19 protein-coding genes and 1 pseudogene are annotated in these 23,611 nt (G+C 71.2%); 6 read left to right on the forward strand and 14 right to left on the reverse strand.

Annotated elements, in window-relative coordinates; translation table 11 throughout:
• Positions 1-62 precede the first annotated feature (62 nt).
• The 3 genes and pseudogenes from ACIREI_RS17805 to ACIREI_RS17815 all read left to right on the forward strand — a co-directional run.
• Positions 63-251, forward strand: a pseudogene (locus tag ACIREI_RS17805) (DUF6529 family protein); the annotation flags it as partial.
• Complete coding sequence (locus ACIREI_RS17810) at positions 248-658, forward strand: Rieske (2Fe-2S) protein (protein WP_403333625.1); 411 nt, start codon at positions 248-250, stop codon at positions 656-658. The pseudogene ACIREI_RS17805 and the gene ACIREI_RS17810, both read left to right, overlap by 4 nt.
• Before the next feature lie 22 nt (positions 659-680).
• Entirely contained in the window at positions 681-1,424 is a 744-nt protein-coding gene (locus ACIREI_RS17815) for a DNA polymerase beta superfamily protein (RefSeq protein ID WP_403333627.1), read from the forward strand.
• Here ACIREI_RS17815 and ACIREI_RS17820 read toward each other — a convergent pair.
• From ACIREI_RS17820 to ACIREI_RS17875, 12 genes are all read right to left on the reverse strand, one after another.
• Positions 1,350-2,099: a DNA polymerase beta superfamily protein gene (locus ACIREI_RS17820; RefSeq protein WP_403333629.1), complete on the reverse strand. Its 750-nt coding sequence runs from the start codon at positions 2,097-2,099 to the stop codon at positions 1,350-1,352. The genes ACIREI_RS17815 and ACIREI_RS17820 overlap by 75 nt on opposite strands.
• Before the next feature lie 3 nt (positions 2,100-2,102).
• A complete protein-coding gene (locus tag ACIREI_RS17825; protein ID WP_403333631.1) occupies positions 2,103-3,125 on the reverse strand; it encodes an ADP-ribosylglycohydrolase family protein in 1,023 nt (340 codons plus the stop codon).
• Complete coding sequence (locus tag ACIREI_RS17830; RefSeq protein WP_403333633.1) at positions 3,122-3,859, reverse strand: NUDIX hydrolase; 738 nt, start codon at positions 3,857-3,859, stop codon at positions 3,122-3,124. The genes ACIREI_RS17825 and ACIREI_RS17830 overlap by 4 nt, the downstream gene beginning before the upstream one ends.
• A 306-nt stretch (positions 3,860-4,165) precedes the next feature.
• On the reverse strand, positions 4,166-5,293 hold the full coding sequence (locus tag ACIREI_RS17835) for a pseudouridine synthase (protein ID WP_403333635.1): 1,128 nt from the start codon (positions 5,291-5,293) through the stop codon (positions 4,166-4,168).
• Positions 5,293-5,976 carry an SMC-Scp complex subunit ScpB gene (gene scpB / locus ACIREI_RS17840; RefSeq protein ID WP_403333637.1) on the reverse strand — a complete coding sequence of 228 codons (684 nt, stop codon included), beginning with the start codon at positions 5,974-5,976 and terminating at the stop codon, positions 5,293-5,295. The genes ACIREI_RS17835 and scpB overlap by 1 nt, the downstream gene beginning before the upstream one ends.
• A complete protein-coding gene (locus tag ACIREI_RS17845; protein ID WP_403333639.1) occupies positions 5,973-7,151 on the reverse strand; it encodes a segregation and condensation protein A in 1,179 nt (392 codons plus the stop codon). The genes scpB and ACIREI_RS17845 overlap by 4 nt, the downstream gene beginning before the upstream one ends.
• Before the next feature lie 18 nt (positions 7,152-7,169).
• A complete protein-coding gene (locus ACIREI_RS17850; protein WP_403333641.1) occupies positions 7,170-7,790 on the reverse strand; it encodes a hypothetical protein in 621 nt (206 codons plus the stop codon).
• Complete coding sequence (locus ACIREI_RS17855; RefSeq protein ID WP_403333643.1) at positions 7,775-8,911, reverse strand: ParA family protein; 1,137 nt, start codon at positions 8,909-8,911, stop codon at positions 7,775-7,777. The genes ACIREI_RS17850 and ACIREI_RS17855 overlap by 16 nt, the downstream gene beginning before the upstream one ends.
• Before the next feature lie 399 nt (positions 8,912-9,310).
• On the reverse strand, positions 9,311-10,426 hold the full coding sequence (gene ald / locus ACIREI_RS17860) for an alanine dehydrogenase (protein ID WP_403333701.1): 1,116 nt from the start codon (positions 10,424-10,426) through the stop codon (positions 9,311-9,313).
• A 144-nt stretch (positions 10,427-10,570) separates the two neighbouring features.
• Positions 10,571-12,652, reverse strand: a complete 2,082-nt coding sequence (locus tag ACIREI_RS17865; protein ID WP_403333645.1) for a tetratricopeptide repeat protein — start codon at positions 12,650-12,652, stop codon at positions 10,571-10,573.
• A 387-nt stretch (positions 12,653-13,039) separates the two neighbouring features.
• Entirely contained in the window at positions 13,040-13,666 is a 627-nt protein-coding gene (locus ACIREI_RS17870; RefSeq protein ID WP_403333647.1) for an NUDIX domain-containing protein, read from the reverse strand.
• Between the two features lie 95 nt (positions 13,667-13,761).
• Positions 13,762-15,429 carry a CTP synthase gene (locus ACIREI_RS17875; RefSeq protein WP_403333649.1) on the reverse strand — a complete coding sequence of 556 codons (1,668 nt, stop codon included), beginning with the start codon at positions 15,427-15,429 and terminating at the stop codon, positions 13,762-13,764.
• Between the two features lie 497 nt (positions 15,430-15,926).
• Between ACIREI_RS17875 and ACIREI_RS17880 the strand changes: the two genes are divergently transcribed.
• Positions 15,927-17,729 (forward strand): glycoside hydrolase family 15 protein, encoded by a 1,803-nt coding sequence (locus ACIREI_RS17880; RefSeq protein ID WP_403333703.1) that lies wholly within the window; start codon positions 15,927-15,929, stop codon positions 17,727-17,729.
• 88 nt (positions 17,730-17,817) lie between these two features.
• Complete coding sequence (locus ACIREI_RS17885) at positions 17,818-19,200, forward strand: FAD-binding oxidoreductase (protein WP_403333651.1); 1,383 nt, start codon at positions 17,818-17,820, stop codon at positions 19,198-19,200.
• A 46-nt stretch (positions 19,201-19,246) separates the two neighbouring features.
• On the opposite strand, the gene ACIREI_RS17890 is transcribed toward ACIREI_RS17885, so the two are convergent.
• Positions 19,247-20,182, reverse strand: coding sequence for an LLM class F420-dependent oxidoreductase (locus tag ACIREI_RS17890; RefSeq protein WP_403333653.1), 936 nt, complete (start codon positions 20,180-20,182; stop codon positions 19,247-19,249).
• A 10-nt stretch (positions 20,183-20,192) separates the two neighbouring features.
• On the reverse strand, positions 20,193-21,698 hold the full coding sequence (locus ACIREI_RS17895; RefSeq protein WP_403333655.1) for an APC family permease: 1,506 nt from the start codon (positions 21,696-21,698) through the stop codon (positions 20,193-20,195).
• A 260-nt stretch (positions 21,699-21,958) separates the two neighbouring features.
• Between ACIREI_RS17895 and ACIREI_RS17900 the strand changes: the two genes are divergently transcribed.
• Positions 21,959-23,611: a PucR family transcriptional regulator gene (locus tag ACIREI_RS17900; RefSeq protein WP_403333705.1), complete on the forward strand. Its 1,653-nt coding sequence runs from the start codon at positions 21,959-21,961 to the stop codon at positions 23,609-23,611.

The following is a 23,611-nucleotide window of genomic DNA, read 5'->3' on the forward strand; positions in this document are numbered from 1 at the left end:
ACGCCCGGCGCATGTCGCCCGCCCGCTGAGACACCGACAGGCACCCCAAGTCGACTTTGGGTGTTTCCTGGCACTCCCTCCCAGGTTGCTTCTCCTTGGGTGCTTTCAGTGCAAAGATGCTGTTGCTCCGCTCGGAGCGACTTCCCGGCCGGCTGCTGCCGATCTTCGACGGGCCGATCCTCACCGCTCTCGCGATCATCCGGCTGACCGCCGCCCTCTGCTTCTTCCGCACTTACGGAGTGACGACATGAGCAACCGTCCGACGCGGCGCACCGTCCTCATCACGGCAGGCGCCACGGGCGCGGCGGCACTCGTCGCGGCCTGCGGCGATTCCGACGACAAGGGCAGCTCGACCCCGAGCCTCTCCCCCGGCCGGGAGCTGACCACCACCGCCGACGTCCCGGTGGGCGGCGGCACGATCCTCAAGGACGAGAAGGTGGTGGTGACCCAGCCGAAGTCCGGCGAGTTCAAGGCCTTCTCCGCGATCTGCACGCATCAGCGGTGCACGGTCGGCAGTGTCTCGGACGGCACGATCAACTGCCCCTGCCACGGCAGCAAGTTCAACATCACGGACGGCTCGGTGGCCAACCCTCCGGCGACGAGGCCGCTGCCCGAGAAGAAGATCACCGTGGACGGAAATTCGATCCGCCTGGCGTGATCCGCCCCGTACGCTCCGGGTCATGCACCCCGAGACCCTGGTACGCGACCACACGATCTACGCCTGCGTCATGGGCTCGCGCGCCTTCGGTCTGGCCACGGACGGCAGCGACACCGACCGCCGGGGCGTGTACCTCGCGCCCACTCCCCTCTTCTGGCGCTTCGACAAGCCGCCGACGCACGTCGAAGGCCCGTTGGAGGAGCAGTTCAGCTGGGAACTGGAACGCTTCTGCGAGCTGGCCCTGCGTGCCAACCCGAACATCCTGGAGTGCCTGCACTCCCCGCTCGTGGAGTACGCCGACGGCACGGGCCGCGAGCTGCTGGCCCTGCGCGAGGCGTTCCTGTCCCGCCAGGCCCACGAGACGTTCACCCGCTACGCACTGGGCCAGCGCAAGAAGCTGGAGGCCGACGTCCGCGTGCACGGCGCCCCGCGCTGGAAGCACGCGATGCACCTGCTCCGCCTCCTGATCAGCGCCCGCGACCTGCTCCGCACCGGCCGCCTCACGATCGACGTGGGCGACCATCGCGAGCCACTGCTCGCGGTCAAGCGCGGCGAGGTCCCCTGGCCGGAGGTCGAGTCCTGGATGACTCGCCTGGCCAGGGAGACAGAGGAGTCCTGCCACCACAGCCCACTCCCGCCGGAGCCGGACCGCCGCCGCGTCGAGAACTTCCTGATCCGCGTGCGGCGCGCCTCAGCCCTCCAACCGAGTCCTCACGACGAAGGCGTGCAGGGCGTCGTAGGCCCCCGGAGCGTCGGGCAGCGCTGAGGCGGCCTGCGCCTCGTCCAGCACCCCGTGCAACCGCTCGACGTCGGCCCGCACGCGCGCGTGGTCGACGTCGGCGGCCCCGTGCTCCTGCTCCGCCTTCGCCGCGATCAGTTCCGGCAGATAGGCCGGGGCGTCCACGTGCTCCAGCAGCGTGGGCAGATGCGCCTGCACTTCACCGCCGCGCATCAGGTGGACGCCGGTGAGCAGCACGCGGAAGGTGTACAGCAAGGGCTTGAGCTCGCCGGTCTTCTCGAACAGCCGCCACTGGGTGCCCGCGAACCCGCGGTAGTGGTGGGCATGGTGGCTGGTCAGGACGCCGGGTGCGAGATCGGCCAGCTCCCGGTGGACGTCCGTGGTGTGCACGACGAGCGGCGAGAGCAGCTGCTCCAGCACATAGCCGTTGCGCCGCAGCATCAGCCGTACGAACTTGCGCAGGTCGTGCGTCACCAGGTCCATCTCGACGCCGTCCCGCACCCACATCCGCGACCGCGTCTCGGCCGGCTCCCGCAGCCCCACGAGGTCGGCGACCGGCAGCAGATGCACACCGCGCAGGTCCACGTCGGAGTCGCGCGACGGGAAGCCGTACAGGTGCGCGCCGGAGACGGTCGCGAACAGCACCGGGTCGGGCTGTTCGGCGACGATGGGCGCGAGGTCGAGGTCGAGGGCGTCGATCATCCGTCAAGCGTCCCAGAGCGCTCCGAGGGTCAGCAGATCCCCTCGGTACTCGACCCGGTCCGCCCACTCCGTCGGCCAGGCGTCGGCCCCGAGCCAGGCGCCCGCGAACGCCCCCGTCAGGCACGCGATCGAGTCCGAGTCCCCGGACGTGCAGGCGGCCCGGCGCAGGGCCGTCAGCGGCTCGTCGACGAACATCAGGAAGCACAACAACCCGGTCGCGAGGGCCTCTTCGGCGATCCAGCCCGCGCCGGTGGCCAGGCACGGGTCGGTCTCGGGCGAGGCCGTGCGTACGGCGTCCTGGAGGCGGCCCAGTATCTCCAGGCACTCGTCCCAGCCGCGTGCGATGAAGTGCTCGGGGGTGGGGTCCTGGCTGCGGGTCCACAGGTCGCCGAGCCAGCGCTGGTGGTAGTGGGAGCGGTTCTCGTAGGCGTAGGACCGCAGCAGCCCGACCAGCCCGGTCGGCTCTGCGCCCTGCGCGAGGAGCCGTACGGCGTGTGCGGTCAGGTCGGACGCGGCGAGCGCGGTGGGGTGCCCGTGGGTGAGCGCGGACTGCAACTGGGCGGCGCCCGCGCGCTGTTCGTCACTCAGGCCGGGGATGAGGCCGATCGGCGCGACCCTCATGTTGGCGCCGCAGCCCTTGGAGCCGATCTGGCTGGCGTCCTGCCAGGGCCGGTCCGGGCGCTCCAGCAGGTCGCAGGCCCTGAGGCAGGTGTTGCCCGGGGCACGGTTGTTCTCCGGTGAGCGATTCCACGCGATGAACTCGGCACGCACCGGCTCCACCATCGCCTCGGGCCGGAGCACACCCAGATCCATCGCCGTGCGCAGCCCCTTCCCCAACGCCAGCGTCATCTGCGTGTCGTCGGTGACGATCGCCGGCGTCGGCAGTTCCATCTCGCGCCAGGGTCCGCACTTGGCGAGGATCGACGGGACGTCGTGGAACTCGGTCGGGAAGCCGAGCGCGTCCCCGAGGGCGAGGCCGAGCAGGGAGCCGGTGGCGGCGCGCTTGCGGACGGTGGTCGTGGTCATGCGGGGCGTCCTTCCGGGGTGGGCCGCAACAGGGGTGGGTGGAGGGCGGTGGCGGTGCCCGCGCGGTAGAGCGCGGCCGGTTTGCCGCGGCCGCCGGTGAGCCGGGCGGCACCGGGGACGGGTTCGACGAAGCCCGGGGTGGCGAGCACCTTGCGGCGGAAGTTGGGCCGGTCGAGGGTGGTGCCCCACACCGTCTCGTAGACCTGTTGCAGCTCGCCGAGGGTGAACTCGGGAGGGCAGAAGGCGGTGGCGAGACAGGTGTACTCGAGCTTGGCGCCGACGCGTTCGTGGGCGTCGGCCAGGATCCGGTCGTGGTCGAAGGCGAGCGGCCCCGCCGTGTCGTACGGCACCCAGCGCGCCTGCGCCGCGTCGCTGCCGCCGTGCGGTTCGGGCGGGTGGGGCAGCAGGGCGGTGAAGGCGACCGTCACGACTCGCATCCGGGGGTCGCGGTCGGGCTCGCTGTAGGTCCTCAGCTGCTCCAGATGGAGCCCGGAGACGTCCGACAGGCCGGTCTCCTCGGCGAGTTCACGCCGGGCGGCCGTCTCCGCCGACTCGTCCGGCTGCACGAAGCCGCCGGGCAGCGCCCAGTGCCCCTTGTACGGCTCCTGCCCGCGCTCGACGAGCAGGGCGTGCAGGACGCCGTCGCGGAGGGTGAGGACGGCGAGGTCGGCGGTGACGGCGAAGGGTTCGTGGGCGTACTTGTCGTAGCCCTCGGGCGCGTTGGGTCCCGGCATGCCGCTCACCCCTTTATGGTCGACGCGACTATTAGTCACTCCGACTATAAAGAGAGGTGATCCGGTTCCACAACCCCAAGAAGGCAAAACCGGCACCGGCGCGGAGGCACGCGAACGCTCCAGCAGCTGCCGGAGTTCGACAGGCCCAGCAAGGCCCCCAGCAGCCCGTCAGACGCACGGAACAGCTCGCCCTGGCCCGGGAGGACCTCCGACGCCGCGCACGGCCCTCCAGCGCTCTCGGACAGCAGTCGGCCGGCCCTGGAGCACACCAGGACCGGCCGACGCGGGAACAGACGCGGGTACGACCTACAGATCGACTTCCTTCATCAGCATCCCGACCTCGGTGTTCGACAGCCGCCGCAGCCAGCCCGACTTCTGGTCGCCGAGGGTGATCGGCCCGAAGGAGGTGCGCACCAGCTTCTCGACGGGGAAGCCCGCCTCCGCCAGCATCCGGCGCACGATGTGCTTGCGGCCCTCGTGCAGGGTGACCTCGACCAGGTAGTTCTTGCCGGTCTGCTCGACGACCCGGAAGTGGTCCGCGCGCGCGTAGCCGTCCTCCAGCTGGATGCCGTCCTTGAGCTTCTTGCCCAGGTCGCGCGGGATGGGGCCGACGATGGCCGCGAGGTAGGTCTTCTTGACGCCGTACTTGGGGTGGGTGAGGCGGTGGGCCAGCTCGCCGTGGTTGGTGAGCAGGATGACGCCCTCGGTCTCGGTGTCGAGCCGGCCGACGTGGAAGAGCCGGGTCTCGCGGTTGGTGACGTAGTCGCCGAGGCACTGGCGGCCCTCGGGGTCCTCCATCGTCGAGACGACGCCGGCGGGCTTGTTGAGGGAGAAGAACTGGTACGACTGCGTCGCGACCGTCAGGCCGTCGACCTTGATCTCGTCCTTCTCCGGGTCGACGCGCTTGCCCTGCTCCAGCACGATCTCGCCGTTGACCTCGACCCGCGCCTGCTCGACCAGCTCCTCACAGGCACGCCGGGAGCCGTAACCGGCCCGCGCGAGCACCTTCTGGAGCCGCTCGCCCTCCTGCTCGGCGCCCGGGAAGGTCTTGGGCAGCTTGACGTCCTTCTTGCCCGCGTACCGCTCCCGGTTGCGCTCCTCGGCGCGCGCGTCGTACTCACGGGAACTCGCCGGTGCCGAACGGCCCCGGCCGGTGCCTTGCTGCCGGCCCTGCTTGGGCCCGCCCTTGGCGCCGCCGCGCGCGGAGGCACCGCGCCCCGACTTCGGGCCGTCCTGGGTGGCGCCGGGGCCCACGTCGTAGCGACGCTCCTCCGGGCGCGGCTTCTTCGGCCGGCCGCCCTGCTTGTCGTCGCGGTTGTTACCGGCGCCACGGTAATTACCGCGGCCACCGCTGCTTCCGCCGCGGCTGCCGCTGTTGCCACCACGGCTCCCGCCGTTGTTTCCGCTGCTGTTCCTGCCGCTGCTGCTTCGCATCAAAGTTCCGTCTGGTCGTCTACGTCGTCGGTACCCCGGCTCACCGGGGTGCCCGGACCGTCATCGGGAGCGTCCGGGTCGAACGACGGCACCCCTTCCTGGGTCTCGGCCTCGATCGCCTCCGCCTCCGGGAGGAAGGGCGCGAGCTCCGGGAGCTCGTCCAGACCGCGCAGGCCCATCCGCTCCAGGAAGTAGTTCGTCGTCCTGTACAGGATCGCACCTGTTTCGGGTTCCGTGCCCGCCTCCTCGACCAGCCCGCGCTGAAGGAGGGTGCGCATGACGCCGTCGCAGTTCACTCCGCGCACGGCCGAGACGCGGCTGCGGCTGACCGGCTGGCGGTACGCGACGACCGCGAGCGTCTCCAGGGCGGCCTGCGTGAGGCGGGCCGTCTGCCCGTCCAGCACCAGCCGCTCGACGGCCGCCGCGTACTCGGGACGGGTGTAGAAACGCCAGCCGCCCGCGACGAACCGCAGCTCGAAGCCGCGCCCCTGCACCGCGTACTCGTCGGCCAGCTCCCGCAGGGCATCGGCGATCTGCCGGCGCGGCCGCTCCAGGAGCTTCGCGAGGCGCTCCTCGGTCGCGGGCTCGTCCACGACCATGAGCATCGCCTCCAAGGCGGGCTTGAGGTCGAGGTCGGCGACGCCGCGCAGCCCGACCGGAAGCTCGGTGGTGTCCTCACTCACGCCTTCTTCTCCTCCTTGGGCGGCTCGGGCGGCCGGTCGAACTCGTCGGTCACCATGGGCGTCTCGTCCCCGTCCCCACCGGTCCACCGGACCGTGAGCTCCCCGAGGGCGGTCTCCTGGTCGAGGGCGACGGCCTTCTCCCGGTACAGCTCCAGAAGCGCCAGGAATCGGGCTACGACGGTGAGGGTGTCGTCGGTGTCCTCGACGAGCGCCCGGAAGCTGGCCTCACCGAGCTCCTTGAGCCGCGCGACGACGATCCCGGCCTGCTCCTGCACGCTCACCAGCGGCGCGTGGATGTGATCGACGTAGACCTGCGGCTTGGGCTTGGGCTGCATCGCCTTGACCGCGAGCCTGGCGAATCCTTCCGCCCCGATGCTGATGACGACCTCGGGCAGCAGCTCGGCGTGGTGCGGCTCCAGCCCGACGGTCCGCGGATAACGCCGGGCCTCGTCGTCGAGCCGCCGGCTGAAGATGTCGGCGATCTGCTTGTACGCCCGGTACTGCAGCAGCCGCGCGAACAGCAGGTCCCGCGCCTCCAGCAGCGCGAGGTCGGCCTCGTCCTCCACCTCGGCGGAGGGCAGCAGCCGCGCCGCCTTCAGGTCGAGCAAGGTGGCCGCCACGACGAGGAACTCGGTCGTCTCGTCGAGATCCCAGTCCGAGCCCAACGCCCTGATGTGCGCCATGAACTCGTCGGTCACCTTGGACAGCGCGACCTCGGTGACGTCGAGCTTGTGCTTGGAGATCAGCTGGAGGAGCAGATCGAAGGGGCCCTCGAAGTTGGAGAGGCGAACCTTGAAGACGCCGTCGTCGGGTTCACCGGGACCCTGGGTTTCGCCGGAGTCCTGCATGCTGCCGGAGTCCTGGGCTTCCCCGGGCTCGGGTTGTTCCGGTTCGACAGCTTGCAGCTCGGTCTCGGGCCGGCCGCCGTTGTGGGCAGGCGTTCCGCAGGGGGTCCCCCCAGGCCCTTCAGACACGGGGGGAGGAACGGGTGGGCACAACGGCCCACCGGCCTCAGCAGGGGACTCGACCTCGGCCACCGACAAGCTCTCCGCATGAGGCGCAGGAACCGGCTCAGCCGACGGAACAACAGGAGCCGCCCCGGGCCCCCGCCCCAGCGCACGCCGACGCCCGCCGGAGGCACCGGCGCCGGGGGTGGGAACGTCGTTCGAGGTCATGGCCCCCGCAGGCTACCGCTACCGCCCGCGAAGCCGTCGTACGAGGATGCTGGCGTCCCCGCGGGTCTCCAGATCGGCGAGGACCACGGCCACCGCCTCGCGGACGATCCGCCCGCGGTCGACGGCGAGCCCGTGCTCACCGCGGAGCACCAGACGCGCGTGCTCCAGATCCATGAGCTCCTCGGCGGAGACGTACACGGTGATCTTCTCGTCGTGCCGTTCGCGACCACTGGGCCGACGCGAGGCCGTCCGCCCACGCTTGCGCGGCGCGGCACCGGAGGCGGCAGCGGCCGTACCGGACGCCGCGGGACCGCCGGAGGCGCTCGCCCCGGCAGAACCTTCCTGCACCCCCTGACGTCGCGGGGAGCGCTCGGCGGCCGCGGCCCGGCTGCGGGACTCACCCGCGTCGACGGACTCCGCCTCGGCCGCCACGTGCTCCGCGCCGTCACCGTCACCGCCCTGCACGGGCACCGACTGCGGCGTGTCCTCGGCCGCGGCGGCGGCGTCGCTCTCCCCCGCGGGAGCCGGCACCCGGGCCTCGCCGTTGACCGGGCGCCGGGGAGTGGACGGCTGGAGCGCCGTGCCCCCTGTCGTGCGGAACAGTTCGTCGGCCCCCGGCAGACTCACTCGGCGTGACACCGGGCGAGCACCTCCCTGGCGAGCTGGCGATAGGCGGCGGCACCGACGGAGTTGGAGGCGTACGTGGTGATCGGCTCACCGGCGACCGTGGTCTCCGGGAAGCGCACCGTGCGCCCGATGACCGTGTGGTAGACGTGGTCGTCGAACGCCTCGACGACACGCGCGAGCACCTCACGGCTGTGCACGGTGCGCGAGTCGTACATCGTGGCGAGGATCCCGTCGAGCTCCAGCTCCGGGTTGAGCCGCTCCTGGACCTTCTCGATGGTCTCCGTCAGCAGCGCGACACCTCGCAGGGCGAAGAACTCGCACTCCAGCGGCACGATCACCTTGTGGGCGGCCGTCAGCGCGTTCACCGTGAGCAGACCCAGCGAGGGCTGGCAGTCGATCACGATGAAGTCGTAGTCGTCCATCAGCGGCTTCAGGGCCCGCTGGAGGGTGGACTCGCGCGCGACCTCGCTCACCAGCTGGACCTCGGCGGCCGACAGGTCGATGTTGCTCGGCAGCAGGTCCATGTTGGGGACCGCCGTCTTCAGGAGCACCTCGTCCGCCGACATGCCCCGCTCCATGAGCAGGTTGTAGACGGTGAGGTCGAGCTCCATCGGGTTGACGCCGAGGCCGACCGACAGCGCGCCCTGCGGGTCGAAGTCGACGAGCAGGACCCGGCGTCCGTACTCCGCGAGCGCGGCACCCAGGTTGATGGTCGACGTCGTCTTGCCGACGCCGCCCTTCTGGTTGCACATCGCGATGATCTTCGCGGGACCGTGATCGGTCAGCGGGCCCGGGATCGGGAAGTACGGCAGCGGGCGCCCGGTCGGGCCGATGCGCTCGCGGCGCTGGCGTGCCGCGTCGGGCGCGAGCGTGGCCGCGTACTCGGGATCGGGCTCGTACTCCGCGTCGGGGTCGTAGAAGTGCCCCTCGGGCAGTTCGTCGTAGTCGGCGAAGTGGTTGTGGGGCGCGCCACTTCCGTCGCCGGCCATGGCGTTCACGTGATGGCCATCCATGCTCATGTTTGCTGGCTGAGTCACCCCTGAGGTCAGGTGACCCTGGTGGGCTGCGAAGGTGCGCACCGCGACGGAGCCGACAGCCTCGAATCCCGCGGGACCCTGGCCCCGTACCGGCATTCCTGGTTGACCACCCCCGGGAGAAAATGTCGACTCATTCACAAGTCGTCTTACCTCCTTGGGGACCAGGAAACTTCTAGACAGGTCAGCGTGGCACCATGCCGACGGTTGGCGACTCTATGGCGTGTCGGCGGTTCGCAGCAACACAATCCGCCGGACCGGGCAGATGTGTCGACAATGAAACATCCCGCTGTCAAGGGCGTACGGCCGTCGCACGGCAGGTTTCACCGGTGTGCGAATCGGTCGAAGGGTTGCGTTCGAGGCGAGTTGACCGAGAGTCGCAAAGTGACCATACACACATCCGGCCGGACCTTTTCGGGCAAGGTCCGGCCGGGTGCGTACGGTTGACGACTCGTGTTGACGTATCGCCTTTACCAGAAAGTGACTTAACCGATCGGCTCAGCCGAGCAGCGACTCGAGCTCGACGTGCTCCAGGTCGTGCGCCTCCGCGACCTCCCGGTAAACCACCTTGCCGTCATGCGTATTGAGGCCCTTGGCCAGCGCGGCGTCGCGGCGCAGGGCCTCGACCCAGCCGCGGTTGGCCAGTTCGACGATGTACGGCAGCGTGGCGTTGGTCAGCGCGTAGGTGGAGGTGTTGGGCACCGCGCCGGGCATGTTGGCGACGCAGTAGAAGACCGAGTCGTGGACCTGGAAGGTCGGCTCGGCGTGCGTCGTCGGGCGGGAGTCCTCGAAGCAGCCGCCCTGGTCGATCGCGATGTCGACAAGGACACTTCCCGGCTTCATCCGGGAGACCAGCTCGTTGGTGACCAGCTTCGGGGCCTTGGCGCCCGGGATCAGGACGGCGCCGATGACGAGGTCGGCGTCCAGGACGGCCTTCTCCAGTTCGAAGGCGTTGGACATGATCGCCCGGACCTTGGTGCCGAAGACCTTGTCCGCCTCGCGCAGCTTGTTGATGTCGCGGTCGAGCAGCGTGACGTGGAAGCCCATGCCGACGGCGATCTGCGTCGCGTTCCAGCCGGAGACGCCACCGCCGATGACGACGGCCTTCGCGGGCTGGGTGCCGGGGACGCCTCCGGGGAGCACACCACGGCCGCCGGCCGAGCGCATCAGGTGGTAAGCGCCGACCTGCGGGGCGAGGCGGCCCGCGACCTCGGACATGGGGGCGAGCAGCGGGAGCGCGCGGCTGGGCAGCTCGACGGTCTCGTAGGCGATCGCCGTGGTGCCGGACTCGATGAGAGCGTCCGTGCACTCCTTGGAGGCGGCCAGGTGCAGATAGGTGAAGAGCGTCTGGTCCTTGCGGAGGCGGTGGTACTCCTCGGCGATGGGCTCCTTGACCTTCAGCAGCAGGTCGGCGGTGGCCCAGACCTCGTCGGCGGTCGGCAGGATCCGGGCGCCTGCGGCGACGTACTCGCCGTCCGGGATCGACGAGCCGACACCGGCGTCCTGCTCGATGACGACCTGGTGGCCGTGGCGCACCAGCTCATGCACGCCGGCGGGGGTGATGGCCACCCGGAACTCGTTGTTCTTGACCTCGCGGGGGATGCCGACCTTCACGTCGATCACGGTCCTTGGCTCAGAGGGTGTGGGGGCATTGCAAGACATACCCAGGCATGCAGGGCACACCGGGAGACACCGCAGGAGAAGGTGCGGCAGAGCCAGTCTAATGAAGGTGTTCCCGCTGTCTAGCCTTTCATTGCATCAATCTTCGGCGGATGCACTACGGATTTCGCAGGCGTTAGCGTCGTGTTCCGGCTCGAAAGCGTCTTGCCCGGGCTCAGGCTCGGCCGCATCGGACTCCTGAGGCTCCTCCCCCAGCATCCGCTGGGCGGCGCCACGGTGCAGCTGCGCCGCCGCGGGATCGCCCAGATGCTCCAGGGTGTCGGCGAGCCGCAGGAACAGCGCCGCCTGCAACCGCGTGTCCCCGGCGCGCCGCGCCAGCTCCACCGCCTCCCGGCAGGTGCGCAGCGATTCCTCGGGCCGCCCCGCGTACTCCTGGACCCGCGCCAGCTCGCTCAACGCCCGTGCGTGGGCCGCGAGATCGCCGTTCTTGCGGTGCCCGGCGACCGCGGCCCGCCAGTTGCGCAGCGCCTCGCCGTAGCGGCCCGCGAAGGTGTGGGCGGCGCCGATACGGCCGTACAGCCGGGCGGCGTCGGCGCGCTCCCCCCGGGCCAGCCGCTGGACCAGCGCCCGGCCGAACCAGTCGGCGGCCCGGTCGTAGTCCCCGAGCTCCAGGTGGGCGCCGCCTACGGATTCCATCGCGCGACCGGTCGCATACGGGTCGTTCGCCTCCCGTCCGGCGTCCAGCGCGGCCCGATAGCTCACCAGCGCCGCCTTCGTCCGCCCGGTGCGGGCGTCGAGATCGCCGAGGTTCAACAGGGCCGCGGCCTTCTCGCGGGGCAGGTTCCGGCGCTCGGCCACGTCGAGGACCAGGCGGTGGATGCCGTACAGGTCGCCGGCGGCCGCCTGTGTGCCGAAGTGCGCGACCATGGCCCTGACCAGCTGGGACATCAGGCGCCGGGCCAGGGTGTCCAGCTCCCCGTCGGCGACCGCGGCGCGGGCCGAGGCCAGCAGGGCGGGCCTGCGGATCTCGATCCAGTCCGCGGCGGCCCGGGGATTGGGAAAGCGCAGGGCGCGGGGCGTGTCGAGGAGCTTCTGCCGGGTCTCGGGGTCGTCGGTCTCGGTGATCGCCCGGCAGGACTGCAGCAGCCGTACGGTCCGCTCCAGCATGCGGGCGCGCGCCAGCTGGATCTCGCCCGGGCGGTCCTGGGTCTCGGTGAGGGCCGTGAGGAGGGGGTGCAGGCAGGCCGGGACCTCGTACTGGGGCAGCGGCGAGTCGACGGCGTGCAGCAGGCCGAGGGCGACGAATTCGTCCAGGGTGGCGCAGGCGCCGTCGACCGAGCAGCCGGCCAGGGCGGAGGCGGTGTGCGGGTCGACCAGGCCGCCCGGCGCGAGGGAGAGCAGCCGCAGCATCCGGGCGGCGGGGCCCGGGAGGGACGCGTGGACGAGCCGGAAGACCCTGCTGAGCGGTGCGCCCTCCTCGCCTTCGGCGTGCACCTGCTTGGCGAGGTCGGCGACGGCCACCTTGGGGCGGGCGGCGAGCCAGCCACCCGCCATCAGCAGCGCGGCCGGCTGCCCCTGCAGGACCTCGACGAGGCCCTCGGCGGCCCGTGGGTCGACGGTGATGCGGACCGAGCCGGCCTGCCGGGACAGCAGCTCCACCGCCGACTTGGTGTCCAGGCCGCCCAGCGTGCAGGGCCGCACGCCCGGGATCCCGGTCAGCGGACCGTGGGAGACGGCCACGACCAGGCACTGCGGGGTGTCCGGCAGCAGGGCGTCGACCTGCTCCGCCTCGGCCGCGTCGTCGAGCAGGAGCAGGGCCCGGCGCTCGGCCAGCGCCTCGCGGAGGGCCGCCGTGAGGTCGTCCTCGTCGGCGCCGGGCGGGGCCGGCCGGTCCAGGGCGGTGAGCAGTTCGCGGGCGGCGCGCTCGATGGGGACGGGGGTGCCGTCGGGCTCGCTCAGGCGGGCGCGCAGCACGCCGTCCGGATAACGGTCCGCCACCTGCCGTACCAGTTCCTCGGCGAGTGCGGTGCGGCCCGAGCCGGGGCGGCCTGCGATGAGCAGCACGCGCGCGCGTGGCGCCTTGCGGCCGGAGAGGGTGTCCAGGCCCGCACGCTCGATGTCGGCGCGGAGTTCCTTCAACTCGCGTGTGCGGCCGAGGAATTGAAGGGCGGATGCCATGTCCGCCGCCCGCCCGCCCGATGCGACCGCCTGTTCCGCCACCGTCACACTCCCTTCCCGCCGAGGGCGGGTTGCCGCAAGAGCACCACACGAACCCCCAGCGATTCGTATGCTGACCGGGCACACACCCGAGTCCTGCAGGCACAGTTCCGGCCGCGGCCGGTGGACCCGGTTTTTCGGGATGCTGACGGTGTGCGGTCCGCCGGGCCGGTACGCCCGGGCTGCGGGGCGCGGCCCATCGCCTCCGCATCCTTCGCGGATGCTGGACGCGATCTGGGCTTCGAAGCCATCGGTGCTCCCGAACTGCAAGCCTGTCGCTTCGGCTACGGGCAGTGGGCAGCCTAGTTCACGCGCTGCGACGATCCCGTCGGAGCACAACGGGAAAGTCCCCCGATCGGATCATCCGACCGGGGGTCGCCCGATAGTGACTCAGGATTCGAAGGGGCGCGCCGGCCACGGCGCCTGCGCCGGGCGGAGCGCGTCCAGCCCGTCGCCGTTCCTCGCGGCGACCAGCGACAGCGCGCCCACGACGAGGCAGTTGTTGTGCAACTCGCCCGCGAGCACGGCCCGGACGAGCTCGTCGACCGGCACGCGCGCGTGCTCCATGTCGGCCTCCTCGTCCTCCACCTCGAAGCGCTTGCCGTCGGCCTCGGACAGGTTGCGGGCGAGGAAGATCCGTACGGCCTCGTCGCAGCCGCCGGGCGTGGTGTAGACGTCGGTCAGCACCCGCCAGTCCTCGGCCTTGACGTGCGCCTCCTCGTAGAGCTCACGCTGGGCGGCGTGCAGCGGGTTCTCACCGGGGACGTCGAGCAGGCCGGCCGGGATCTCCCACAGCTTCTGCCGCACCGGGTGGCGGTACTGCTTGATGAGCAGGACGCGGTCCTCGTCGTCGAGGGCGAGGACGGCCACCGAGCCCGGGTGGACCTGGTAGTCGCGCCGGACAACCGAGCCGTCGGGCATGACCACGTCGTCCGTGCGGACGGAGGTCTTGTTGCCCACGAAGGGGGTGTCCGTCGCCCGGATCTCCCACTCCTGCGGGGTGTCCTTGATCGTCATGCCTGCCCTTCCACACACTTTCAAAAGACCCGCCAAAGAAAACCGGGGTGCGCACCTTTGAAGGTTTGCACCCCGGCCACCGTACAACTCTCGTGTTACTTCGAATTCTTACCGGCGCCCTCGCCCTGCTGACGCTCGACGGCTGCCTTGACCAGCCCGGCGAACAGCGGGTGCGGACGGGTCGGGCGCGAGCGCAGCTCGGGGTGGGCCTGCGTGGCCACCAGGTAGGGGTGGACCTCGCGCGGGTACTCCACGTACTCGACGAGCTTGCCGTCGGGCGACGTGCCGGAGAACAGGATGCCGGCCTTCTTCTCCAGCTCCGCGCGGTAGGAGTTATTCACCTCGTACCGGTGACGGTGCCGCTCCTCGACGTACTCCTTGCCGTCGTACACCTCGCGCACGATGGAGCCCTCGGCCAGCTTGGCCGGGTACATGCCAAGGCGCATCGTGCCGCCCATGTCGCCCTCACCGGCGACGATGTCGAGCTGCTCGGCCATGGTGGAGATGACCGGGTGGGAGGTGGCCGGATCGAACTCGGTGGAGTTCGCGTCGCCGATGTCGGCGAGGTTGCGGGCCGCCTCGATCACGATGCACTGCAGGCCGAGGCACAGGCCCAGCAGCGGGATCCTGTTCTCGCGGGCGAACTTGATCGCGCCGACCTTGCCGAGCACACCGCGGTCGCCGAAGCCGCCCGGGATGCAGATGCCGTCGACGTCGGCGAGCTGCTGCTTGGCGCCGGCCGGGGTCTTGCAGTCGTCGGACGTGACCCACTTGATCTTCACGCGGGCTTTGTTGGCGAAGCCGCCCGCGCGCAGCGCCTCGGTGACCGAGAGGTAGGCGTCGGGCAGGTCGATGTACTTGCCGACCAGCGCGAGGGTGATCTCGTGGTCGGGGTTGTGGACGCGGTCGAGCAGGTCGTCCCAGGTCGTCCAGTCCACGTCGCGGAACGGCAGGTCCAGCTTGCGGACGACGTAGGCGTCCAGGCCCTCGCCGTGCACGGTCTTCGGGATGTCGTAGATCGAGCGGGCGTCGGGGCAGGCCACCACGGCCGCCTCGTCGACGTCGCACATGAGGCTGATCTTCCGCTTGATCGCGGTCGGCACCTCGCGGTCGCAGCGCAGCACGATCGCGTCTGGCTGGATACCGATGTTCCGCAGCGCCGCAACCGAGTGCTGGGTCGGCTTCGTCTTCAGCTCTCCCGAGGGGCCGATGTACGGCAGGAGCGAGATGTGGACGACGAAGACGTTGTCACGACCGACCTCGTGACGGACCTGGCGGACAGTCTCCAGGAACGGCAGCGACTCGATGTCGCCGACCGTGCCGCCGACCTCCGTGATCACCACGTCGACCTCGTCCGTCGCCATACGGCGGATGCGGTGCTTGATCTCGTTGGTGATGTGCGGGATGACCTGCACGGTGTCGCCCAGGTACTCGCCGCGCCGCTCCTTGGCGATCACCGTCGAGTAGACCTGGCCGGTGGTGACGTTGGCGGATCCGTCCAGGTCACGGTCGAGGAAGCGCTCGTAGTGGCCGATGTCCAGGTCGGTCTCGGCGCCGTCGTTGGTGACGAACACCTCACCGTGCTGGAAGGGGTTCATCGTGCCAGGGTCGACATTGAGGTACGGGTCCAGCTTCTGCATCACGACGCGCAGGCCCCGCGCCTTGAGCAGCATGCCGAGGCTGGAGGCCGTCAGGCCCTTGCCGAGCGAGGAGGCGACACCCCCGGTGACGAAGATGTGCTTGGTCGTCGTGGAATTTGGCATGGCCAAGAGGGGGCTCCCGTGGTCGCGATCTTGAAGTGCGGTTCGGGGGTCTTCACGCCCACCGGTCCACGGGCTACCAGGGTATCAGCGACTAGGACCGACGGCTTCCGGCCACGCTCCGCACACGAGTCGGCACGGATCCGCATGCCCTACCGGTTTCCCACCCATCGGTCACCCCTTGCTCACCCGTTCGGCCGACCCGGGTTGCCCGGAGCGGCACGCAGATCATCTACGTGCGTCGTATCCTGCTCGGACATTCGCTGCCGAGCCCGGCCGGCAAACACGGCACCACCCCCGCCCGTCACACCCGGAACAACGAGAGCTCGTCAGTTCGTTGAGCAGAGATTGTTGAGAAGAGACGGTCGTTTTGCCTCACGGCCGAGACGACTGCTTTGCTTCACCGCTCAACGACGCATTACACAACCCACCCCTTGACCGCACTAGCGAGAGCCCCCTTGTCAGAAGGGGGTGACGTGGCCGTTCGACTGGAGTTGCACGTGGCCGGGCGCATCGAAGACTACGCACTCATCGGAGACATGCAGACCGCCGCGCTGGTCTGCCGGGACGGCACAGTGGACTGGCTGTGCCTGCCCCGCTTCGACTCGCATGCCATCTTCGCCGGCCTGCTGGGCACCGAGGAGCACGGCTTCTGGCGGCTCGGCCCCGCGCACGCCTCCGACGCCGAACCACCCACCGCGGCCCGGCGCAGCTACCGCGGCGACTCCCTGATCCTGGAGTCCGAGTGGGACACGCCGCGCGGCACGGTCCGGGTGATCGACTTCATGCCCCCACGTGACGGCGCGCCCCAGCTGATCCGGATCGTGGAGGGCGTCTCGGGCCGGGTGCCGATGCGCTCGGCGCTCCGGATGCGTTTCTCGTACGGCCGCATCGTGCCGTGGGTGCACAAGCACGAGGGGCGCACGGTGGCCGTCGCGGGCCCGGACTCGGTGTGGTTCGACACCGACCGCGAGACGTACGGCAAGTCGCTGACGACGTACTCCGACTTCACGGTCGGACCGGGCGACCGTTTCGCGTTCACGATCTCCTGGCAGGCCTCACACAAGGAGCCGCCGCCGCTGCCGGAGCCGGAGCAGTCGCTGGAGGCGACGGAGGACTTCTGGCGGGAGTGGGTCGAGCACTGCACGTACCACGGCCCGTACCGCGAGGCCGTGGTCCGCTCGCTGATCACGCTGAAGGCGCTGACGTACGCCCCCACCGGCGGCATCGTCGCCGCGCCCACCACCTCCCTGCCGGAGGAGATCGGCGGCGTCCGCAACTGGGACTACCGCTACACCTGGCTGCGCGACGCGGCGATCACCCTGTCCTCGCTGCTGCGCACCGGCTACCGCGAGGAGGCCCGTGCCTGGCGCGAGTGGCTGCTCCGGGCGGTCGCGGGCGACCCCGAGAACCTGCAGATCATGTACGGCATCGCGGGCGAGCGCGAGCTCGGCGAGGCCGAGCTGGACTGGCTGCCCGGCTACGAGAACTCCGCCCCGGTCCGGGTCGGCAACGGCGCCGCGCACCAGCTCCAGCTGGACGTGTACGGCGAGGTCACCGAGGCCCTGCACCTGGCCCACATGACCGGCCTGGCCCGCAGCGACTACGCCTCGCTGCTCCAGCTCAAGCTGATCCGCTACCTCGAGGACCACTGGGACCAGCCGGACGAGGGCATCTGGGAGGTGCGCGGGCCGCGCCGGCACTTCGTGCACTCCAAGGTGATGGCCTGGGTCGCCGTCGACCGCACGATCAAGCTCATCGAGTCCGGCGACGCCGACGGCCCGCTGGAGCGCTGGCGCGAGCTGCGCGACGACATCCACCGGGACGTGTGTGAGAAGGGTTACGACAAGGAGCGCAACACCTTCACGCAGTCCTACGGGTCGAAGGAGCTGGACGCCTCCCTGCTGCTGATCCCGCAGATGGGCTTCCTGCCGCCGGACGACAAGCGCGTCATCGGCACCATCGAGGCGATCCAGCGCGAGCTGTCCACGCCGGACGGCTTCATCCTGCGCTACCCGACGCAGGGCGAGGACGAGGGCGTCGACGGCCTGCCCGGTGACGAGGGCGCCTTCCTGGCCTGCTCGTTCTGGATGGCGGACGACCTGGCGATGATCGGCCGCGTCGACGAGGCCCGCAAGCTGTTCGAGAAGCTGCTGTCGCTGCGCAACGACCTCGGTCTGCTGGCCGAGGAGTGGGACCCGCGCCTGCAGCGCCAGGTCGGCAACTTCCCGCAGGCATTCAGCCACGTCCCGCTGATCGACACCGCCCTGCGGCTGACGGCGTCCGGGGCGTACGGGGGCTGAGCACACCGCCCCCAGCTCGACAGGACGGACGTAACGCGCCCGCCTAGCCTGGAAGGAAGCTCTTGCCCCTTGTCGGAAGAGGGCGGCCATGGCTTCCCACTCGAAGGCGGGCGCGGCCCTCGACGCGCTGCGTGAGGATCTCGCCGGTGATGTGTTCGCGCCGGGGGATTTCGGTTACGACGACGCCCGGGTCGTCTTCAACACCATGATCGACCGGCGGCCCGCGGTGATCGCGCAGTGCGTGGACGAGGACGACGTCGTGCGGGCCGTGCGGTTCGGCCGGGAGCTGGACCTCAACATCGCCGTGCGCGGCGGCGGGCACAGCGTCGCGGGCATGGCGCTGAACGACAACGGCCTGGTCGTCGACCTGCGCCATATGCGCGCGGTCACCGTGCACCCCGGGGCCGAGGCGGTACGGGTCGCGGGCGGGGCCACGATGAGCGACCTGGACCGCGCCACCCAGGTGTACGGCCTCGCCACGACCGGCGGCCGGGCGTCGACCACCGGCGTCGGCGGCTTCGTCCTGGGCGGCGGCACCGGCTGGCTGGACCGCTGCTGCGGGCTCGCCGTGGACAACCTGCTCGGTGTGGAGCTCGTCACCTCCGACGGCAGCCGGGTCCACGCCAACGCGGACGAGAACCCGGACCTGTTCTGGGCGCTGCACGGCGGCGGTGGCAACTTCGGCATCGCCACCGCGATCACGCTGAAGCTGTACGAGCTGCCCGAGTTCGCCGTCGCGATGCTGCTGTACCGGCCCGAGTACGCACCGGACGTCGTGCGCACCTTCCGCGACGTGATCGAGTCCGGCCCCGACGAGGTGGGCGGCGGCATCGTGCACTTCACCGGCCCGCCCGAGGACTTCGTACCGCCGTCCCTGGTCGGCAACCTGGTGTGCGCCGCGCTGCTGACGTACGCCGGTTCCGAGCAGGACATGCGCAAGTACGCCGAACCGCTGCTGGCGCTGGAGCACGAGACGGAGATCGTCGGCGCGATGCCGTACGCCGACGTGCAGTGCATGATCGACGATCCGCCCGGTATGCGGCACTACTGGTCGGCGGAGTATCTGACGGACGCGCCGGACGACTTCGTCGACGTCTACTGCGCGGCCGGGCGGTCCATGCCCGTGCCGACCGGTACCCAGCACGCCCTCCTCCCGCAGGGCGGCGCGGTCGCCGCCGGACCGCACGAGTACCCGGTGCCCTACCGGGACGCGCCCTGGGCGGTGCATCCCTACGGCATGTGGCAGGACCCGGCGGACGACGCGCGGTGCAGGCAGTGGGTCCGGGACGTCCGCGCGCAGGTGCGGCCGTGGAGCACGGGCGCGGTGTACCTGAACTTCATCGGCGACGAGGGCGCGGAGCGTGTGGTGGCCGGTCTGGGCGCCGAGAACACCCGGCGGCTGGCGGAGCTGAAGCGGCGGTGGGACCCGGACAACGTCTTCCGGTTCAACCACAACATCAGGCCGGCCTGAGCATCGTCACCGGCTGAGCGCCGTCACCAGGCCTGCCCGAATGCCGTCAGCGTCCGCTCGCCGCCCGGATCGCCCGCCGTCGCCGGGACGAGGGCGATCTCGTCGAGGCCTGCCTCGGCGTACTCCTCGGCGCGCGTACGGCGTCCGGGTCGCCCACCAGGCCGACCATGCCCGCTGCCGCGGCGGGCAGCACCCGGACCAGCGTGGCGGGGTCGGCACCGGTCCGGGCCAGCTCGACCGCCTCCCCGAACCCTGCCGCCTCGAACATGTCGCTGTAGCCCGGCACCGTCAGATACCCGGCGATGCTCCGCAGGACCTGCGCGAGGGACTCCGGGGCCGGGTCGACGGCGGCCGGCAGCCAGGCGGCCAGGGCCGGCGGCGACGCACGGCCCGCGCGCTCGGCGGCCGCCCGGAGTTTCGCCCGCAGTACGCGGACCTGTTGCGGCGAGACGAGGTCGAGCAGCATCCGGTCGGAGTGGGCCGCCGCCGTGGCGATCGCGCGGTCGCCGAAGGCCGCCACGGTGAGCGGGCCGCCGGGTGGCGGGAGGCGGCGCGGGAAGGCGCTGCCTGGGACGACCGGCTCGCCGGGCGTGCCGTGCAGCAGCCCGCGCAAGGCTGCCGCCGAGGCCTCCATCGCCGCCGCGGGCCGCACCCGCGGCACCCCGTGCACGCCCTCGACCACCCGCTTGCTGGACGTCCCCAGCGCCACCCCGACCGCCCGCCCGGTGACGGCGGCGACCGAGGCGGCACCCCGTGCGATGCCGAACGGCTCGCGCACCGACACCGCCACGGGACCGGCCGTCAGCGCGACCCGCTCGGTGGCCCGCCCGATGGCCGCGGCGAGGACGAAGGAGTCCCAGGTCGGCCCCTCCCCCGCCCACACCTCGCGGTACCCGAGCCGGTCGGCGGCCAGCGCCACCCGCAACGGCTCCTCGACCGGGCTGTCGTCCTCCCGTGCCACGGCAACCACGCTGAAGTCCATGCAGGCGCCGCTACCCCGCCGAGGACACCCCAACCGGGGTTTCCGTGCGCTCGGCCGAGTCCTCCAGCACGATCCGGCCGATGATGTCGTACCGCTCCGGCCGCCGGAGCTTCAGATACCAGCCGAGCCCGAGCCCGCCGAAGAAGACCAGCCCCACGGTCCACGGGATGGCCTTGAAGAACAGCGAGTCGGCCGCCGTACCGGCCGCGGTGTCCAGGTTGGTCACCAGCAGCCCCACGACCGCGATCATGCCGATGCCCCCGAGGAGTGGGGCGGTGAGCGTGCGGAACCAGTGGCGGTCCTCGGGGTGGTTCCCGCGGAAGTACCCGATGACCGCGAAGGAGCACAGGGTCTGCACGATCAGGATCGCCATCGTGCCGAGGATCGCCAGCAGTGTGTACAGGTGGATGTACGGGTCCTGACCGGTCAGCCAGAAGCCGCCGACGAGCCCGACCGCGATGACCGACTGCACGAAGGAGGCGATGTACGGCGAGCCGTGCCGGGGGTGCGTGCGGCCGAGCGCGGGGTGCGGGAAGCCCTCACGGCCGATGGCGTACAGATAGCGCGCCGCGCACTGGTGGAAGGCCATCCCGCAGGCGAACGACCCGGTGATCAGCAGCCACTGGAAGGCGTCGACCGCCCAGGCGCCGAGGTAGGCGTGCGCCGGGTCGAAGAACAGGTCGAGCGGGCTGGTGCCGGAGGAAAGCTCCACGGAGCCCTTGAGGCCGTTGCCGGCGATGGTCATCCACGAGACGTAGATGTAGAAGATCCCGACGCCGATCACCGAGATCAGCGTCGCGCGCGGGATGACGCGCTTGGGGTCGCGGGACTCCTCGCCGTACATCGCGGTCGACTCGAAGCCGACCCACGACCAGAACGCGAAGAACAGGCCGAGACCGGCGGAGGCTCCGGTGAAGGCGTTCTTGGGGTTGACGGGCTCCAGGGGGATGCCGTCCGGACCGCCGCCGTTCAGGAGCACGGCCGTGGCGACCACGAACAGCACCGCGATCTCGGCGACCAGCATCACGCCGAGGGCCTTCGCGGTGAGGTTGATGTCGAAGTACGCCAGGACCGCGGTCACGAGCAGCATGGCGGCGGCGTACAGGATCCAGGGCAGGTCGACGCCGAGCTGGTCGTGGACCGTGGTCTGCGCGAAGTACGAGAAGACGCCGACGATGGACGCCTCGAATACGATGTACGCCAGCACGGCGAGCATCCCGGAGGCCATGCCGGTGATCCGGCCGAGCCCGTGGGAGATGTAGCCGTAGAAGGCGCCGGCGGCGGTGATACGGCGGGCCATGGCGACGTATCCGACGGAGAACACCGTCAGCACGAGCGTCGCGAAGAGGTAGCCGGCGGGTGCTCCCGTGCCGTTGCCGAAGCCGACGGCGATGGGCAGGTTGCCGGTCATCGCCGTGATCGGCGCGGCGGTGGCGACCGCCATGAAGACGACGCCCGTCAGGCCCACGGAATTCGCCTTGAGCCGGTGGACCTCTCGCGCGGGTTTTTCCGTCATTCCGTCCCTCTCGACGTGCTTGCGCAACGAAATTCGAAGGTGAAGGCGCGCTTCGCTTCGGATGTGCCAGTGTGGCGGGGCAGTGACGCAGGCCACAACAGACAGGGGGTGGGGCAATGGGCCGCCGGGCGCGACGCTCTGTCGGGCGTAGGCGGCCGGTGATCGTCTCCGTGACGGTCCGGATATGTCGTGGAAGCACGACCGCGGGTAGCGTCCGGCACATGGACAGCGGTACGGGCGGCACGAGCAGTACGGGCGGTATGAACAGCGGTGCGGGGGGCGCGGACAGTGGCTTCGGCACCCACGGCGCCGGGATCACCGTGCGGCGGGCGCTGGAGCTGCCCGGTCTGCGCAGTGGGCTCCCCGAGGTCATCGCGGGCGCCGACCGGCTGGGGCGGACCGTGCGCTGGGTGCACGCGGGCGAGGTACCCCACATCGCCTCCCTGCTGAAGGGCGGGGAGCTGCTGCTGACCACGGGCTACGGCCTCGGCACCCGCCCGGCCGACCAGCGCGCGTTCGTGCGCACCCTCGCCGAGCGCGGCATCGCGGCCCTCGTCATCGAGCTGGGCCCGCGCTTCACGCGCCTGCCCACCGCGCTGGTCGACACAGCCCGTACGGCAGGTCTGCCGCTGGTGCAGCTGCACCGCGAGGTGGCTTTCGTGACGGTCACCGAGGAGATCCACACCGAGATCGTCAACGGCCACTACGCGCTGCTGCAACGGGCGGAGGAGGTGCACCGCCGGTGCACGGAGGCACTGCTCGGCGGCGGCGGTGTGCCCCAAGTGCTCGGCATCCTGGCGGACTTCAGCGGCAACCCGGTCTTCCTGGAGACGACGGACGGCCGGCTGCTGTACGCCGCCGGGGCCGGACCCGAGGGCGCGGATCCGTTGCAGGTGTGGGAGGGGCTGCGGGGGCAGCACAAGGACGGGCCGCCGCCCGCCGGGTCCGTGCTGGTGGATGTGCCGGGGGGCGGACCGGGGACGGGCTCGGTCCGGGCCCGTGTCGTGCTCCTGCCCGTACGGGGCCCCCTCGCGCCCGTGCACCGGATGGCCGCCGAGCGGGCCGCGGGCATCCTGGCCGTGGTGCTGATGCAGGCCCGCCAGGAGGAGGAGTTGGCGGCGCGCGGTCGCGGCGACTTCCTGACCGACCTCGCGGAGGGCCGTGTCGCCGCCGGGGACGCCCCGGCACAGGCGCGTGTGCTGGGCTTCAAGCCGGGCGACGGCCCGCTGCTGCCGGTCGTGATGCGGCTGGGGGACGCGCTCTCCCCCGGCGGCGGCTGGGCGGTGCTGGCGCGTGCGGTCGGGGAGGAGCTGGCGTCCGTGGGAGTTCCGGTCCTGCTGGGGGTACGCCCGGTCGAAGGCCGCGTCCCCCTACTGCTGGGCCTGCGCGCGGAGTCGGACCGGTCGGCGGTCGCGGACCGGGTCGCGGCGGCGCTGCGGGCGGGTGTCGAGCGGGCCGGGTTCCAGCGGCCGGGCGCGCAGCCCCCGGTCGTGGTCGTCGGGGTCGCGGGCGGCTGGGCGGCGGCCTCGGCGAGCCTGAGGCACGCGGCGGAGACGGCGACGGCGGCGCAGGGCCTGTCCGACCGCCCCTGGTACGACGCCCGGCGCCTGGACATCGACCTGCTGCTGTGGCGGCTGCGCGACCACCCGGACCTCGCGGCCTTCGTGGACCGCGCGATCGGCCCGCTCCGCGACCACGACAACCGCTCCCGCCCGCCCCTGCTGCCCACCCTGGAGACGTACCTGGCGCACGCGGGCCGCAAGGCGGAGACGGCCCGCGAACTGCACCTGAACCGGCAGACGCTCTACAACCGCCTCGCCCGCATCGGCGAGTTGCTCGGCACCGACCTCGACGACCCGCAGACGGTACTGGCGTTGAGCCTGGCGCTGCGGGCGCGAAGGCACGCGGGGTAG

Source organism: Streptomyces sp. NPDC093591 (assembly GCF_044764885.1).
In the GTDB taxonomy this organism is placed as follows: Bacteria; Actinomycetota; Actinomycetes; order Streptomycetales; family Streptomycetaceae; genus Streptomyces.

What these genes read in the sequence shown, in the direction of transcription:
- ACIREI_RS17815 (WP_403333627.1), top strand. Translation starts at nt 681, where the DNA reads ATGCACCCCGAGACCCTGGTACGCGACCACACGATCTACGCCTGCGTC.
- ACIREI_RS17895 (WP_403333655.1), bottom strand. Translation starts at nt 21,698, where the DNA reads ATGACGGAAAAACCCGCGCGAGAGGTCCACCGGCTCAAGGCGAATTCC.
- ACIREI_RS17855 (WP_403333643.1), bottom strand. Translation starts at nt 8,911, where the DNA reads ATGCCGGTACGGGGCCAGGGTCCCGCGGGATTCGAGGCTGTCGGCTCC.
- ACIREI_RS17845 (WP_403333639.1), bottom strand. Translation starts at nt 7,151, where the DNA reads ATGACCTCGAACGACGTTCCCACCCCCGGCGCCGGTGCCTCCGGCGGG.
- ACIREI_RS17820 (WP_403333629.1), bottom strand. Translation starts at nt 2,099, where the DNA reads ATGATCGACGCCCTCGACCTCGACCTCGCGCCCATCGTCGCCGAACAG.
- ACIREI_RS17825 (WP_403333631.1), bottom strand. Translation starts at nt 3,125, where the DNA reads ATGACCACGACCACCGTCCGCAAGCGCGCCGCCACCGGCTCCCTGCTC.
- ACIREI_RS17835 (WP_403333635.1), bottom strand. Translation starts at nt 5,293, where the DNA reads ATGCGAAGCAGCAGCGGCAGGAACAGCAGCGGAAACAACGGCGGGAGC.
- ACIREI_RS17830 (WP_403333633.1), bottom strand. Translation starts at nt 3,859, where the DNA reads ATGCCGGGACCCAACGCGCCCGAGGGCTACGACAAGTACGCCCACGAA.
- ACIREI_RS17890 (WP_403333653.1), bottom strand. Translation starts at nt 20,182, where the DNA reads ATGGACTTCAGCGTGGTTGCCGTGGCACGGGAGGACGACAGCCCGGTC.
- ACIREI_RS17875 (WP_403333649.1), bottom strand. Translation starts at nt 15,429, where the DNA reads ATGCCAAATTCCACGACGACCAAGCACATCTTCGTCACCGGGGGTGTC.
- ACIREI_RS17885 (WP_403333651.1), top strand. Translation starts at nt 17,818, where the DNA reads ATGGCTTCCCACTCGAAGGCGGGCGCGGCCCTCGACGCGCTGCGTGAG.
- ACIREI_RS17900 (WP_403333705.1), top strand. Translation starts at nt 21,959, where the DNA reads ATGAACAGCGGTGCGGGGGGCGCGGACAGTGGCTTCGGCACCCACGGC.
- ACIREI_RS17870 (WP_403333647.1), bottom strand. Translation starts at nt 13,666, where the DNA reads ATGACGATCAAGGACACCCCGCAGGAGTGGGAGATCCGGGCGACGGAC.
- ACIREI_RS17810 (WP_403333625.1), top strand. Translation starts at nt 248, where the DNA reads ATGAGCAACCGTCCGACGCGGCGCACCGTCCTCATCACGGCAGGCGCC.